This is a genomic window from Marinobacterium sp. BA1 (assembly GCF_041155135.1).
Taxonomy (GTDB): Bacteria; Pseudomonadota; Gammaproteobacteria; order Pseudomonadales; family Balneatricaceae; genus Marinobacterium; species Marinobacterium iners.
On the sequence record NZ_BAAFHC010000001.1, the window covers coordinates 2,905,707 to 2,919,243 of the forward strand.

At 57.4% G+C, this 13,537-nt stretch carries 13 protein-coding genes; 5 read left to right on the forward strand and 8 right to left on the reverse strand.

Annotation, left to right across the window (positions count from 1 at the left end; translation table 11 throughout):
- Window positions 1-55: 55 nt before the first annotated feature.
- Window positions 56-520 carry a sigma D regulator gene (rsd, locus tag ACAM29_RS14130; RefSeq protein WP_369624499.1) on the forward strand — a complete coding sequence of 155 codons (465 nt, stop codon included), beginning with the start codon at window positions 56-58 and terminating at the stop codon, window positions 518-520.
- 2 nt (window positions 521-522) lie between these two features.
- Window positions 523-1,503 (forward strand): WD40 repeat domain-containing protein, encoded by a 981-nt coding sequence (locus tag ACAM29_RS14135; protein WP_091826264.1) that lies wholly within the window; start codon window positions 523-525, stop codon window positions 1,501-1,503.
- Window positions 1,504-1,592: 89 nt separating this feature from the next.
- On the opposite strand, the gene ACAM29_RS14140 is transcribed toward ACAM29_RS14135, so the two are convergent.
- Window positions 1,593-2,291 carry an FKBP-type peptidyl-prolyl cis-trans isomerase gene (locus ACAM29_RS14140; protein ID WP_341868542.1) on the reverse strand — a complete coding sequence of 233 codons (699 nt, stop codon included), beginning with the start codon at window positions 2,289-2,291 and terminating at the stop codon, window positions 1,593-1,595.
- Window positions 2,292-2,350: 59 nt separating this feature from the next.
- Window positions 2,351-2,836 (reverse strand): TIGR02444 family protein, encoded by a 486-nt coding sequence (locus ACAM29_RS14145; RefSeq protein WP_369624500.1) that lies wholly within the window; start codon window positions 2,834-2,836, stop codon window positions 2,351-2,353.
- Window positions 2,837-2,857: 21 nt separating this feature from the next.
- On the opposite strand from ACAM29_RS14145, the gene ACAM29_RS14150 reads away from it, so the two are divergent.
- Window positions 2,858-4,786, forward strand: a complete 1,929-nt coding sequence (locus ACAM29_RS14150) for an ATP-binding cassette domain-containing protein (protein ID WP_369625147.1) — start codon at window positions 2,858-2,860, stop codon at window positions 4,784-4,786.
- On the opposite strand, the gene ACAM29_RS14155 is transcribed toward ACAM29_RS14150, so the two are convergent.
- The gene (locus tag ACAM29_RS14155; RefSeq protein WP_369624501.1) at window positions 4,787-6,103 is read right to left on the reverse strand and encodes an HDOD domain-containing protein; all 1,317 of its coding nucleotides are present in this window, start codon (window positions 6,101-6,103) and stop codon (window positions 4,787-4,789) included.
- A gap of 99 nt (window positions 6,104-6,202) precedes the next feature.
- Here ACAM29_RS14155 and ACAM29_RS14160 point away from each other — a divergent pair, with 99 nt between their 5' ends.
- Both ACAM29_RS14160 and ggt read left to right on the forward strand, forming a co-directional pair.
- Window positions 6,203-6,688: an asparaginase domain-containing protein gene (locus tag ACAM29_RS14160; protein WP_206838021.1), complete on the forward strand. Its 486-nt coding sequence runs from the start codon at window positions 6,203-6,205 to the stop codon at window positions 6,686-6,688.
- Complete coding sequence (ggt, locus tag ACAM29_RS14165; RefSeq protein WP_369624502.1) at window positions 6,685-8,427, forward strand: gamma-glutamyltransferase; 1,743 nt, start codon at window positions 6,685-6,687, stop codon at window positions 8,425-8,427. Before ACAM29_RS14160 ends, ggt begins: the two co-directional genes overlap by 4 nt.
- 20 nt (window positions 8,428-8,447) lie before the next feature.
- Here the strand turns inward: ggt and spoT are convergent, their stop codons facing one another.
- From spoT to ACAM29_RS14190, 5 genes are all read right to left on the reverse strand, one after another.
- The gene (gene spoT / locus ACAM29_RS14170) at window positions 8,448-10,571 is read right to left on the reverse strand and encodes a bifunctional GTP diphosphokinase/guanosine-3',5'-bis pyrophosphate 3'-pyrophosphohydrolase (RefSeq protein ID WP_091826253.1); all 2,124 of its coding nucleotides are present in this window, start codon (window positions 10,569-10,571) and stop codon (window positions 8,448-8,450) included.
- Between the two features lie 81 nt (window positions 10,572-10,652).
- Complete coding sequence (rpoZ, locus tag ACAM29_RS14175) at window positions 10,653-10,865, reverse strand: DNA-directed RNA polymerase subunit omega (RefSeq protein WP_091826252.1); 213 nt, start codon at window positions 10,863-10,865, stop codon at window positions 10,653-10,655.
- A gap of 56 nt (window positions 10,866-10,921) precedes the next feature.
- Window positions 10,922-11,548 (reverse strand): guanylate kinase, encoded by a 627-nt coding sequence (gene gmk / locus ACAM29_RS14180; protein WP_091826250.1) that lies wholly within the window; start codon window positions 11,546-11,548, stop codon window positions 10,922-10,924.
- 87 nt (window positions 11,549-11,635) lie between these two features.
- A complete protein-coding gene (locus ACAM29_RS14185; protein WP_091826248.1) occupies window positions 11,636-12,919 on the reverse strand; it encodes a TRAP transporter large permease in 1,284 nt (427 codons plus the stop codon).
- 37 nt (window positions 12,920-12,956) lie between these two features.
- On the reverse strand, window positions 12,957-13,529 hold the full coding sequence (locus ACAM29_RS14190; protein ID WP_091826246.1) for a TRAP transporter small permease: 573 nt from the start codon (window positions 13,527-13,529) through the stop codon (window positions 12,957-12,959).
- Window positions 13,530-13,537 lie beyond the last annotated feature (8 nt).

The following is a 13,537-nucleotide window of genomic DNA, read 5'->3' on the forward strand; positions in this document are numbered from 1 at the left end:
CACCCGCTGGCTGCCTGGCAGTAGTATTGAGGCAGTCAATCGGGAGGGATCGAACATGCTGGAAAAATGCCGCGACGCCAAAGAACGCTGGGGTGGTGTCAGCACAATCATTGATCACTGGCTGGAGGAGCGACAGCAGCTGATTTCGGTGTTCGTTTCCCTGCAGGGTCAGGAGGCCGGTGCCCCACTCAACAGTTCCCTGTCAGAGTTTTGTGTACTGCTGATGGACTACCTGTCTTCAGGCCACTTCGAGGTCTACGAGCAGCTGCTGCGAGAAGGCAGTGAATTCGCTGACGGCAGTCTCGAGCGCTCTCAGGCAATCTTTCCGAAAATTCAGCCTTCCACTGATGCAGCGCTGGATTTCAACGATCATTATGGCAAGCTGGAACGCCCCACCTTGCGTCAATTGTGCCAACTTTCGAAAGATCTGTCGGCACTTGGCGAGGCCCTGGAAGAGCGTTTTGAGCTGGAAGATCAACTCATCGAAACGCTGCACAACGCCCACAAGGACATGGTGTAGCCGTGCAACGATCCGTCTGCCTGCTGTTGTCTGCATTCGCTCTTGCCGGCTGTGACGGCAGCGCTCACTCGCCAAGCCGCTGGCTTGAGCTGACCGAGCAAAGCGGTGCCTACAGCACGGCCATTGCCCCCGACGGAGGGCATGCACTGGTCGGTGCCGTGACCCATGGTGGCAGTCTCTGGGATCTGAATAATGAAGCGCGCCTGTATGACTGGAACCACCAGCCTGGCGTATTCTCGGTGTTACCGGCGGTAGACTTTTCCCCCGATGGCCGCTACGCCCTGACTGCAAACCCACAGGATCTTGTGCTGTGGAGCGTCGATACCGGCATGGCAGAAGGCTTCTGGAGCTCACCCGGCGAAATTCTGGCGGCCGATCTTTCCAGCGGCGGTGCCTATGCACTGCTTGGGCTGGCCAACCATGAGGCGGTCTACTTCGATATTCGCAACGGCGGTATCCGCACCAGCCTCCGCCACCAGGCGCGGGTACGCAGCGTCGCCCTCAGTGGCGACGAGCGCACGGCCCTGACCGGGGCTGATGACTACAGCGCCCGCCTGTGGGATCTCGACAGCGGCCAGATTCTGCAACAGGTGAAACTTGGCAATACGGTCGACACTGTTGCACTTTCACCCAATGGTCGCTTTGCGTTCAGTTCCGGCAGTTTGGATCAGGCACTGGTCTGGGATACATCCAGCGGCGAGACGTTGTTTCACCTCAGTGGGGGCGAGACCCTGTTTCCACGCAAGCTCAGCTATCTCAGCGCCCGTTTCTCAGACAACAGTGATCGCCTTCTGGCCGGACGTGCAGATGGTACGGTAGAGCTCTGGGATGTAAACCGGGGCGAGCTGATCAAACGCTGGAAGGGACACAAGCGAGCCGCCTACGGACCTACCAGTACCGGTATCATTGCACTGGCGTTTGGTGCGGACGGAAACAGCTGGCTGGCTGCAGGGTCCAACGGGGTCATGAACTGGCTCAGGTAGGACGGTACAGCTGGTGACAGGAGCAGCAGTGGCCGGCGACCCCGCTGCCTCTGTCTGAAGGCAGCGGGCTCACCCTGACCGGAACAGCCTTACTCTGAAGGATTCACTTCCAGCAGCTCCACTTCGAACACCAGTGTCTCGTTCGGGCCGATCGCATTACCCATACCACCCGGGCCATAAGCCAGGTCTGCCGGAATCACCAGGCGGCTTTTGCCACCTTCTTTCATCAGCTGCAAGCCTTCGGTCCAGCCCGGAATCACACCATCGAGCGGGAAAGAAACCGGCTCATTGCGGGCGTAGGAACTGTCAAACTCAGTACCATCAATCAGGTGGCCACGGTAGTGGACCTTGACGGTATCCGTGGTTTTGGGGCTCTTGCCCTCGCCGGCTGTCAGAACTTCATACTGCAGCCCTGAATCAGTGGTTTTAACACCTTCCTTCGCGCCATTTTCAGCCATGTAGGCGGCGCCCTTGGCGCTGTTTTCATCGGCCAGCTTTGCCATCGCCTGACGCTGCTCTTCCATCTTGCGACTCTGGAACGCCTGCATCACCTCGGCAACCTGCTGCTGATCAAGTGCCGGCTCCTCGCCGGAAAACACAGCTTCGACACCCTGGCTGAATGCAGTGATATCCAGCTCTTCAACATCCGCCTGGATACGCTCGCCCAAAATCAGCCCCAGGCTGTAGCTCAGTTTCTGCTGTTCAGTTTCCAGTGCCTGTGCCTGCACTGTTGCCGTTGTGGCCAGTGCTCCACTGAGAGCCAGTGCCAGCATGCTTTTTTTCATCATGTGAATCCTTAGTGTTGTTCGGACATGTTCTTGTTAGTACATCTTGCCCGGAGGAAAGTTCAGTCATCATCAAGCAGTGCAATCGCAGCCGACTGCAGTTGCAGCAGAAGCACACCAGAGACCCGGTTGTAGTGTTCGCCGAGCGCCTGCTGCAGGTTGTGCCGGAACAGCGCCGCGCCCACCTCACTGTCAGGTAACCAGCTCTGGCCATCTTGCCACAGCAGCATGAGCTCCAGCTGCTCTGCCGCCAGCTCCGCCTGACGTAAAGCTCGATAACAGGCTTCAGCCTCGGGCAGCGCGGCCAACTGCTCACGCACCCTGAAGCGCACTGCCCGCAATGGCCGGGTAACCTCAGGCTGCCAACGGTTGCCTGATTGGTGTAACCGATCATGATCAAGCTTGATGCCCTGACTGGCAAGCCAGCAGGCAAACAGGAGGCGATTGACTACGGCTCCCTGATCCTGCAACTGCAGGCAGCATTGTTCAACCCCCGACCGAGAATAAAGTGTCAATGCGTACTGCCAGAGAGGATTTTCCAGACTCATGCTGTGCTAAAATCTCGCGCCATGATTCAGATACAGAACCTAAGCTTACATCGCGGTACCCAACAGTTGCTAGCACAGACCAGCCTGACGTTTCATGCCGGCTGGAAGGTGGGTATTGTCGGCGCCAACGGCGTGGGCAAGTCATCCCTGTTCAAGCTGCTGCTGGGCCAGCTGCAACCCGACGGCGGTGAGCTGCAACTGCCCTCACGGCTTCGTATTGCCCATATGGCACAGGAAGTGGATACGTCCGAGCGCAGTGCACTGGACTATGTAGTGGATGGAGACCACCGTCTGCGTGCCGTTGAGGCCGCACTGGCAGTCGCAGAAGCGGAGCATCAGGCTAACCGGATCGGCGAGCTACATGCCGAGCTGGATGCGATGGATGGCTATCGCGCCGAAGCACGCGCGCATCAGCTATTGGCCGGGCTCGGGTTTGCCCCGGATGACGCAGGACGGCCAGTCAACAGCTTTTCCGGCGGCTGGCGTATCCGGTTGAATCTGGCCCAGGCCCTGATGTGCCCGTCCGATCTGTTGCTACTGGACGAGCCCACCAACCATCTGGATCTGGATGCCACCATCTGGCTGGAGCAGTGGCTGCGCCAGTACCCCGGCACCCTGCTGCTGATCTCCCATGACCGAGACTTCCTCGACAACGTGGTGAGCCATATCGTGCATCAGGCCCAGCAGACCCTGACACTCTATAAAGGCAACTACACCGCGTTCGAAGGCCTCCGTGCCGAAAAACTGTCACAGCAGCAGGCTGCGTTCGAAAAACAGCAGGCCCGCGTCGAACAGATCGAACAGTTTGTACGCCGTTTCCGGGCCAAGGCCACCAAGGCCAAACAGGCTCAGAGTCGGCTCAAAGAGCTGGAACGCATGGAGCAGATTGCGCCGGCCCATGTAGACTCTCCTTTTTCCTTCCGCTTCGATACCAGCGACAAGATCTCCTCTCCCCTGCTTACGTTGGCGGAAGCAGATCTGGGCTATCCGGATCGTACTATTCTCAAGGGTCAGTCTCTGAGTCTGATCCCCGGAGCCCGCATTGGTCTGCTCGGTGCCAATGGTGCAGGCAAATCCACCCTGATTAAGACCCTGGTGGGCGATCTGGAGTTGCTGACCGGCGAACGCCACGAAGGGGAGCATCTGCGTATTGGCTACTTCGCTCAGCACCAGCTGGAGGCGCTGGATATGGACGCCTCTCCCCTGCTGCACCTGCAGCGCATCAGCCCCGACGCCACTGACCAGGAACTGCGCAACTTTCTCGGCAGCTTTGGCTTTATTGGTGATGACGCACTGGATCCAGTGGGTCGTTTTTCCGGCGGTGAGAAGGCGCGTGTGGCGCTGGCCCTGATCGCCTGGCAGCAACCCAATTTGTTGTTGCTTGACGAACCGACCAACCATCTGGATCTGGAGGTTCGACTCGCTCTAAGCCTGGCACTGCAGGCGTTCGAAGGTGCGTTGATACTGGTGTCACATGATCGCCATCTGCTGCGCAACACAGTCGATCAGTTCCTGTTGGTCGCCGATGGCCAGATCAGCGAGTTCGATGGCGATTTGGAGGACTATCACCAATGGCTGGCCCAACAGCGCCGAGAAGAGCAGAAACGCAGCGAGCCTGAAACCACCAACGACAGTGCCGCCGAGCGTTCACTCAGTGCCACCGAGCGCAAGGAACTCAAGCGAGTCCAGGCTGAGCAACGTGCTCGCTTGCGACCGCTGAAACAGCAGGTCGCTCGCCTGGAGCAACAACTTGAGCAGGTCACCACCCAGATCGGCGATCTCGAAACACAGTTGGGGGATCCCGACCTGTACAGTGAAAACCGCAAGACAGAGCTGAAGACACTGCTGCAGCAACAAGTCGATCTGAAACAGCAGCAAGAACAAATTGAAACCGACTGGATGGACCAGCTGGAGGCACTGGAGCAACTGGAACAGTCGCTCGAGGATTGATCAGCTCGCTGAACTGCTGAATAGGTCGGACAGCTGCGACAGCCCTTCCGCATCGGCTTTCAGCACCAGCATGGCCTGTTCCAGGTCCGCCTGCTGCAGGCCCAGCTCCTGGACCACCTCATCCGGCAGCGGCCCTGCCGGACCTGCACTCATGCCATGCTGACGCAGCAGCCGGCTGGCCAGATACAGCAGGCGCGCATACTCCGCGTGCTCACCTTCAAAGCCGGGTTCATGCTGATAGCGTACCGCAACAGACACTTCAGCCGGCAGCTTCCAGCTTTCCAGCAACCACCCACCCACCTGCTCACGGGTCACATGCAACACTTCCTGCTCAATCAGGCTTTGCTCCAGCTGGGGGTTGGCCTCGATATGACGTGACAGGCGCGAAAAGTGAGGCGGGAACAGATGCCCCAACACCAGATAACCAAAGTTGTGCAACAAGCCAGCCAGGTAGGCCAGCCCTGGACGGGGCCGTCGCTCCAGCGGAATGGATCGCGCCAGCTTTTCGCTCAGCGTAGCCGTATAAACAGCCTGCTCCCAGTAGGGCACTGTACCCCGTGGGGTATCTTCGGGCAGCCGCAGCACCTGCCCCATGGCAACCCCCAGCGCCAGGTTGATGACCAGGTCGAACCCCAATACCCGAATGATCGCGTCCTCGATTGAGCGTACGCGTCCGGGGGCAGCATAATAGGGTGAAGACGCCCAGCTCATCACCTGTGCAGACAGACTCGGGTCCAGCTTCACGACCGGCACCAGCTCATCCACGCCGGCTTCCGGGTCGGAGCGCAGCATTACAATCTTGCGCATGGTCTGAGACAGACCCGGCAGACCCAGCGTATCTTCCAGTCGTTGCTGAACCCGCAAACTGGTGAATCGCTCAACGGCCCGGGTGATCACGGTCGCATCATCCAGCCCAGCGCTACCCACACCGCTGGTTGCCGGATCACAACTGACCTGACCGCGACTGACCTGGTCGTGCGTGGGCACGCTGCTGAGTGTAAAACAGAGACCGGAATGAAGCTCGTTGCAACTCAGTGGCGCTTCGCCAAGGCTACTGTCGAGCAGCAACGGCAACGACAGCAGCTTTGCCTGACCGGCCTCTGTCTGCAGACCCGGCTGAGTAAAAAAGCGTTGCGCATCATCCACTCGTGCAGCCTGAAGCTCGCGCCCATACAGTTTCGCTACCGAGGTCAGGTCCAGCATCCGTGACGGAGGCAGCAGCGCCAATACCTTACCCTGACGATCATGCAGCAGCACCAGCCGAACCTGCTGTGCCGGGGTGCTCATCTCTGAGAGTGTGCCGATATCTACAGACAAGACTTTTCTCCGCTGGCGGATTAGTTGGCGCTTTTGTGACACTATTCGATGCTTTAAGCTTGCATTAAGAATAACGGAAATAGAGGCTACAGGCATCCAATGCAGATCAAGATTCTGACAATCGGGGGCACAATCGACAAGGTCTACTACGATGCACTGAGTGACTATCGTATCGGTGAGCCGGCGGCGACAGAACTGCTGGCACAGGCCGGTGTGAGTTGCCAATACAGCATCGAAAGCCTGCTGCGCAAGGACAGCCTTGAAATGGATGCACATGACCGGGCGCTGATTCGTGACCATATTGAAGCCGATACCTGCCGACATATCGTCATTACACACGGTACCGACACCATGGTTGATACAGCCCGTGCCCTGCAGGCGCTGAATGACCGCACCATCGTCCTCACCGGCGCCATGCAACCGGCCCGATTTCGCGACAGTGATGCGGCCTTCAATCTGGGAGGAGCCATGGCCTTGGCCCAAACGCTGCCTGCGGGGGTCTACATCTTTATGAACGGACGTGTTTTCAACCCTGAGCACACCATCAAGAATCGTGCAGCCGGACAATTTCAGGTGTCTACATGAGCATTTTTCGCCAAGCAATTATCGCTCTGCTGGCTTTGCAGATCCCTTTCCTCTGGGCCGCTGATGAGTCGATCGCACCGGAAAGCGCTACCGGCTGGCAACACCCCCAGCGCGTCATCGCTGAGGATTCGCTGGTGGTCACGGCTCACCCACTGGCGACTGAAGCGGGCTTTGATATGCTCCGCCAGGGCGGCACCGCTGTGGATTCAGCCATCGCTGTTCAGGCAATGCTGACCCTGGTCGAGCCCCAGTCTTCTGGCCTTGGTGGCGGTGCCTTTCTGCTCTACTGGGACCAGTCCAGCCAAACATTGCACGCCTATGATGGCCGTGAAACCGCCCCGGCTGACGTCACTGAAAATCTCTTCCTGCAATCTGACGGTAGCACTATGCCATGGCATGAAGCGCTTGTTGGCGGGCGCTCAGTTGGGGTTCCGGGAGTATTGCGGATGCTTGAACTGGCCCATCAGCGCCATGGCAGACTGGACTGGTCGATGCTGTTTGACGCCAGCATTGCCCGTGCCGAGCAGGGGTTCCATATCGGTAACCGGTTACACAAACTGATCTCAGACAGAGTCAATCCCGGGCTGGATCGCTATGCGGCCAGTCGCCAGTACTTTTTTGACCACTCCGGTGCGCCGCTGCCTGCCGGAGCTCTGCTGCGTAACCCTGAACTGGCCGAATCGTTGCGACTGATCGCCGCCCAAGGGGCGGACGCCCTGTATCACGGTCCTATTGCAGACCAGATTCTAACCAGCATATCCGAGGCTAAAGACAACCCGGGCATGATCAGCCGAACGGATATGGCGAGCTATGTTGCACGGGAACGCAAGCCGATATGTTTGCCCTATCACGAATACCGTGTCTGTGGCTTTCCACCACCGACTTCGGGTGGTGTGACGCTGCTGCAAATACTGGGCCTGCTGCAGCACACTCCGTTGGCTGCACTGCCTCACGACAGTAGTGGCTTTGCTCATCTGTTTACCCAGGCCAGCCGCCTGGCCTATGCCGACCGGGGTCGCTACCTGGCTGACCCGGACTTTGTGGAGGTCCCAACAGCGGCGCTCCTCGATCCCACATACTTGCGCCAGCGCGCCAGCCTGATCAGCTCTGAGCACGACATGGGGCAGGCCCAGCCAGGCCAGCCAGTGGAACTGACCCGTGCCGATGACCGCTCGCCCGAGTTGCCGTCAACCAGCCACTTCGTCATTCGAGACAGATATGGCAACCTGCTGTCGATGACCAGCAGTATTGAGATGGCATTCGGCTCGACCCTGATGGCAGGGGGCTTTCTGCTCAACAATCAGCTCACTGACTTTTCCTTTATCCCCGAGATCAACGGCGTGCCAGTGGCTAACCGGGTTGAACCAGGCAAGCGCCCACGCAGCTCAATGGCACCGGTGATGGTATTCAACGCCGATAATCGCCCGATCGCTGCGCTCGGCTCTCCTGGTGGCAGTCGTATCATCAACTATGTGACACAAACTCTCCTGCTGATGCTGCATACCGATATGTCACTGCAGGAGATCCTCTACCAGCCCAATATAAGTAACCGTAACGGCGATACCGAACTGGAGGAAGCCACCTCCGCCGAGCAACTGCTGTTCGAGCTCAGGGATATGGGGCATCGCGTAAGCATTCGGGAACTCAACAGCGGAGTACACGCCATTCGTCAACGGTCCGATGGTCGCTGGGAGTCGGGGGTCGATCCGCGCCGCGAGGGAAAGGCACTGGGACGCTGAACTATCAGCCAGCCATATGTTTACTGGCGGTTAATGTGATTGACTGAGCGCAGGCTGCGCAGCTTGCGAATCACCCGTGCCAGATGCACACGGTTGTAAACCGTCAGCTCCATGTTCACGCTGAACAGCTGACCATCACGCTCGCCACTGTCGATTTTAAGCAGGTTGGCACCCATACTGGCAGCGGCCGTCGCCAGGTTGGCAATGATGCCGCGCTGGGATTCAACCTCAAGGAAAAGCCCGACCACAAATTCTTCTTCGTTGCTTTGTGGTGCTGACCACTCCAGATAGATGGTTTTTTCGGGGTTATCACGCAGGTAACCTATGTTGCGACAGTCGGTACGATGTACCACAAGCCCACGACCACTGCTGATATGCCCGATGATGCTGTCTCCGGGAATGGGGTGGCAGCAGCGGGCATACTGCATGACCATCCCCTCAGCACCCCGAATAGCCAGAGGCCGGCCCTGTTCAGTCAACCCAGGGTCCTGCTCAACATGCTCGGCAGGGCGCAGACGGCGCGCTACCACATACGCCATGCGGTTGCCCATGCCGATATCTTCCAGCAGGTCATCCAGCTGCTTGAACTCAGCTTCGTCCAGCAGCTGCGCCAACTGATCAGGGTCAATGTCATCAAGGCTTGCACCGTAGTTGCCCAAAAACTGGCTCAACAGTCGACGCCCCAATTCGATCGATTCATTGCGTTGTTGATTCTTCAGAAAGTGTCGGATGCTGGTGCGTGCCTTGCCGGTCACTACAAAATTGAGCCATGCCATGTTCGGCTGGGCCCGCGGCGTAGTGATGATTTCGACCGTTTGACCGCTTTCCAGAGGTTCCGACAGTGGCGCCAGGCGACGGTTGATACGGCAGGAAACACAGGAGTTACCCACGTCCGTATGCACGGCGTAGGCAAAGTCGACCGGTGTTGCGCCACGCGGCAACTCCAAAATCCGTCCTTTGGGGGTGAAGATGTAGACCTCGTCCGGGAACAGGTCTTTTTTCACGCTCTCGATAAATTCCATCGAGTCACCGGCACTTTGCTGCATCTCCAGCAGCCCCTGTACCCATTTACGAGCACGGTTGTAAGAACCCAGTGCGCTTTCAGTACTACCCTTGACCTTGTAATGACTGTGTTCGGCAATCCCCTGGCTGGCGACCGCATCCATGTCACTGGTACGGATCTGTACCTCGATGGTCATGCCCCGGGCGCCAAACAGCACCGTGTGCAACGACTGGTAACCATTGGCCTTGGGAATGGCAATATAATCCTTGAAGCAACCCGGTACCGGCTTGTACAGGTTGTGCACGGCCCCCAGAATACGGTAACAGTCATCAACGCTGCCGGTCACAATCCGAAAGGCAAACACATCCATAATGTCGGCGAACGCCTTACGCTGTACCTTCATTTTGCGATAGATGCTGTAGAGGTGTTTCTCGCGACCGGATACACTTCCGCTGAGCCCTTCCTGATCCAGCCGGGCCTGGATCGATTCTCGCACCTGTTCAATGATGTCCTTGCGCTGTCCGCGCGCATGCACCACCGCTCGCCGAATGCGCTTGGCTCGCATCGGGTAATAGGACTGGAATGCCAGATCCTCCAGTTCAACCTGCAGGTCTCGCATACCCAGACGCGCGGCAATGGGTGCATAAATATCGAGGGTTTCGCGGGCAATACGACGCTGTTTGTCAGGCCGCATGGCACCGAGGGTACGCATGTTGTGCAGCCGATCTGCCAACTTGACCAGAATGACGCGGATATCTTCCGCCATCGCCAACACCATTTTCTGGAAATTCTCGGCCTGGGCTTCCGCCTTGGTCTCGAACTCCAAATGGGTCAGCTTGGAGACGCCATCGACAATATCCGCTACAGAGGTGCCGAACTGCCCCTCAATGCCCGCATATTCGATCTCGGTATCTTCGATTACATCGTGCAACATGGCCGCCATCAAGCTTTGATGGTCCATGTGCATCCCGGCCAGTACATTGGCTACGGCCAGTGGATGAGTCACATAGGGTTCGCCGCTTTTACGGCGCTGACCATCGTGGGCCTGCTCGGCATAGAAATAGGCGCGACGCACCCGAGCAATCTGATCCTGTGTCAGATACTCTTCGAGGCGATGTGAAAGGGCATCAATGGTCGGCATCTATCACTCCGTCAGGCCAGGGCTGGCACTTGGGCCAGCCATATACCCTGATGATGCCGTATTAAGCGTGCGGGGGAAAGATCAGCGCTGTACCTGCTCATCCAGCACGCTGCGATCGACCAGTTTTTCAGCGATTTCACGCAGGGCAACAACGGTGGGCTTATCGTTTTCCCAATCGACCTTGGGGTCCTTGCCGCCAACTGCGATCTGGCGTGCACGCTTAGATGCGATCATCACCAATTCAAAACGGTTTTCGACATTTTCCAGACAATCTTCAACGGTTACTCGTGCCATTGCGGACCTCAGACAGGGTTGGAGCCAGAGAAAAGACCGATAAGTCTACGGGGGTTTCAGCGTTCAGACAAGAGCTCACTCAGCAGTTCAGCCTGCAACTGCTGCTGCACCTCCTGCCGCAACCGCCGTGCCTTGAAAAGACTGGCAAGCTGATCGAGTGCAACTTCGAACCGGTCGTTAATCACCAGATAGTCATACTCCGGGTAGTGGCTCATTTCGCTTACTGCAGCAGACATCCGTCCGGCGATGATGGCATCACTGTCCTGACCCCGGTTGGTCAGTCGCTCACGCAGAGCGGCTCGGCTGGGAGGCAGAATGAAAACCGTTACCGCTTCGGGCATCAAACGCCTGACCTGCTCGGCACCCTGCCAGTCAATTTCAAGGATTACATCCTGCCCTGCAGCCAGCTGCTCACGCACCCACTGCTGGGAGGTGCCGTATTTGTTGCCGAACACTTCGGCATACTCAAGAAACTGGCCCTGCTCGATCAGCTCGTTGAATGCATCCATGCTGACAAAATTGTAATCCTGGCCACCCACTTCACCAGGACGCCTTGCCCGGGTGGTATGGGATACCGATACCACCAGTTGGGGGTCCTGCTCCAGCAGAGCCTTGACCAGGCTGGTCTTGCCAGCGCCAGAGGGAGCCGAAAGAATGTACAGTGTGCCTGCGAGCTGAGTCATTGCCTGTTGTCCCGATGTCATCCTGATTGCGAACCGAAACTATAGCACGCAGCTCCAGACTGACCCAGCACCCTGCTTCCAATACCCTCAGCCAAACGCCAGGTCACGCAGGAACAGAGAGATCTGCGGGAAGATGATCAGCAAGGCCGCAGCCAGTATCAGCATGAAGACAAAAGGAGGAGTGCCTTTGATCACTTCAATATAGGGACGCCTGAATATGGCGATCGCGGTGAATATATCGCAGCCAAACGGCGGGGTAGCGGAACCAATGGCCACCTGCAGCGTAATCAACACCCCAACCAGCACAGGATCAAGCCCTGCCGAAGCGACCAGCGGGGCAAAGATCGGCACCAGTACCAGAATCACCACGATCGGATCGACAAACATGCAGCCGATAAAAAACGCTATACAGATCGCGATCAGCACCCCTGTAGGGCTGGCATCGGCCAGCCCCAGTGAGGCGATAATGGTTTGGGGTATCTGCGCGAAGGAGATGATCCAGGAAAAGGCCGCTCCGGCCGCCACCAGAATAAACACAACCGCCGTGATAAGGCCGGTCGACTTGGCAATCTTGTACAGCTCAGCGGGTTTGAGAGCCCTGAACACGATGAATTCGAGGATTACGGCATAGAGGACACACACAGCTGCCGCTTCGGTCGGGCTGAATATACCGCCATAGATACCGCCCACAATGATAACCGGAAAGCCCAAGGGCCAAATCGCCTTGCGCACGGCCTGCCAGCGCTCGGGCCAGCTGGCTTTTTCTTCTGTGGGCACTCGGTTAATGCAGGCATAGATATAACTGTAGAGTGCAAACATGCCAAGAATCAGCAAACCCGGCCCGACACCTGCGATAAACAGTTCAGAAATTGAGGTGTTGGATACCACACCATAGATGATCATGCCGATGCTGGGGGGGATAAGGAAAGCGATATCGCTGGCGTTGATGATCAGCGCCAGCACGAAGCTGTCCTTGTAACCTGCCTTGAGCATTTTTGGGCGCAGGGGGGAGCCGACGGCGACTACAGTTGCCTGTGTTGAGCCGGAAACAGCTCCGAACAGGGTGCAGGCGGTCGCTGTGCTGATCGCCAGCCCGCCCCGTACGTGGCCAATGAACTTCATCACCATATCGATCAAACGATCAGCCGAGTGCCCTCGGGTCATGATGTCCGCAGCCAGAATAAACATGGGAACTGCGATCAGGGAGGTAGGACGAATGCCGGCCATAAACTGCTGGATCATGAAATCCATCTGATCAAAGCCGCCAAACATGCTGTAAAAACCGATGAAAGCCGCAACAATCAGCGGAATCATCATCGGAAATCCAAGCAGCAACAGCACGATCATGGTACTGACCATAATGGCGGTCATCTATCGACTCCCTTCCGTAGTGGAACCATATACAGCATCAGTTGCGGTCATATCCATCTCTCACTTCTGTCGATAGATACACCGCGTCAGAAGAAACCAAATTTTTAAGTGCCGTCAGCAGATACTGAACCCCGGTCACGCTCAGTCCGACTGGCACCCACAGAAAAATCCACCATACCGGTACCTGCAAAGATGAAAGCACCCGTCCGGAACTGGCTACCGAACCGATGTAACGAATGGAAAAGAAAGCCAGTGCGAACATTACAAGCGACGTCACCAGCGCAATCAGCATCATCAGCCAACGTCTGCCGCCCGCTGGCAGCACATCAAACAGGGCCGACATGCGAATGTGACGCCCATGGCGTGCGGCATAGCCAATCCCCGCAAAGGTGATCATGACGATCAGAATGCGGTTCACTTCTTCGGTAAAGAAGAAGCTGTGCTGAAATACAAACCGTCCAACCACATTCGCGACGGTATTCAGTGCCATCAGCAACACTCCGGCACCCAGAATGAATGCCTCGGCACGCCCAAGCCAGCGATCCAGATACCCGAGAGGTCCGGGCAGAGCTGAAACAGGCTTACTCGATATATCAGTGTCAGCGGACATCCAGCCCT

Bases quoted from the DNA above. Each gene is read 5' to 3' on its own strand.
- ACAM29_RS14160 (WP_206838021.1), top strand. From the start codon at position 6,203: ATGCAGATCAAGATTCTGACAATCGGGGGCACAATCGACAAGGTCTAC.
- ACAM29_RS14140 (WP_341868542.1), bottom strand. From the start codon at position 2,291: ATGATGAAAAAAAGCATGCTGGCACTGGCTCTCAGTGGAGCACTGGCC.
- ACAM29_RS14145 (WP_369624500.1), bottom strand. From the start codon at position 2,836: ATGAGTCTGGAAAATCCTCTCTGGCAGTACGCATTGACACTTTATTCT.
- ACAM29_RS14185 (WP_091826248.1), bottom strand. From the start codon at position 12,919: ATGACCGCCATTATGGTCAGTACCATGATCGTGCTGTTGCTGCTTGGA.
- ACAM29_RS14150 (WP_369625147.1), top strand. From the start codon at position 2,858: ATGATTCAGATACAGAACCTAAGCTTACATCGCGGTACCCAACAGTTG.
- rpoZ (WP_091826252.1), bottom strand. From the start codon at position 10,865: ATGGCACGAGTAACCGTTGAAGATTGTCTGGAAAATGTCGAAAACCGT.
- gmk (WP_091826250.1), bottom strand. From the start codon at position 11,548: ATGACTCAGCTCGCAGGCACACTGTACATTCTTTCGGCTCCCTCTGGC.
- rsd (WP_369624499.1), top strand. From the start codon at position 56: ATGCTGGAAAAATGCCGCGACGCCAAAGAACGCTGGGGTGGTGTCAGC.
- ACAM29_RS14190 (WP_091826246.1), bottom strand. From the start codon at position 13,529: ATGTCCGCTGACACTGATATATCGAGTAAGCCTGTTTCAGCTCTGCCC.
- ggt (WP_369624502.1), top strand. From the start codon at position 6,685: ATGAGCATTTTTCGCCAAGCAATTATCGCTCTGCTGGCTTTGCAGATC.
- spoT (WP_091826253.1), bottom strand. From the start codon at position 10,571: ATGCCGACCATTGATGCCCTTTCACATCGCCTCGAAGAGTATCTGACA.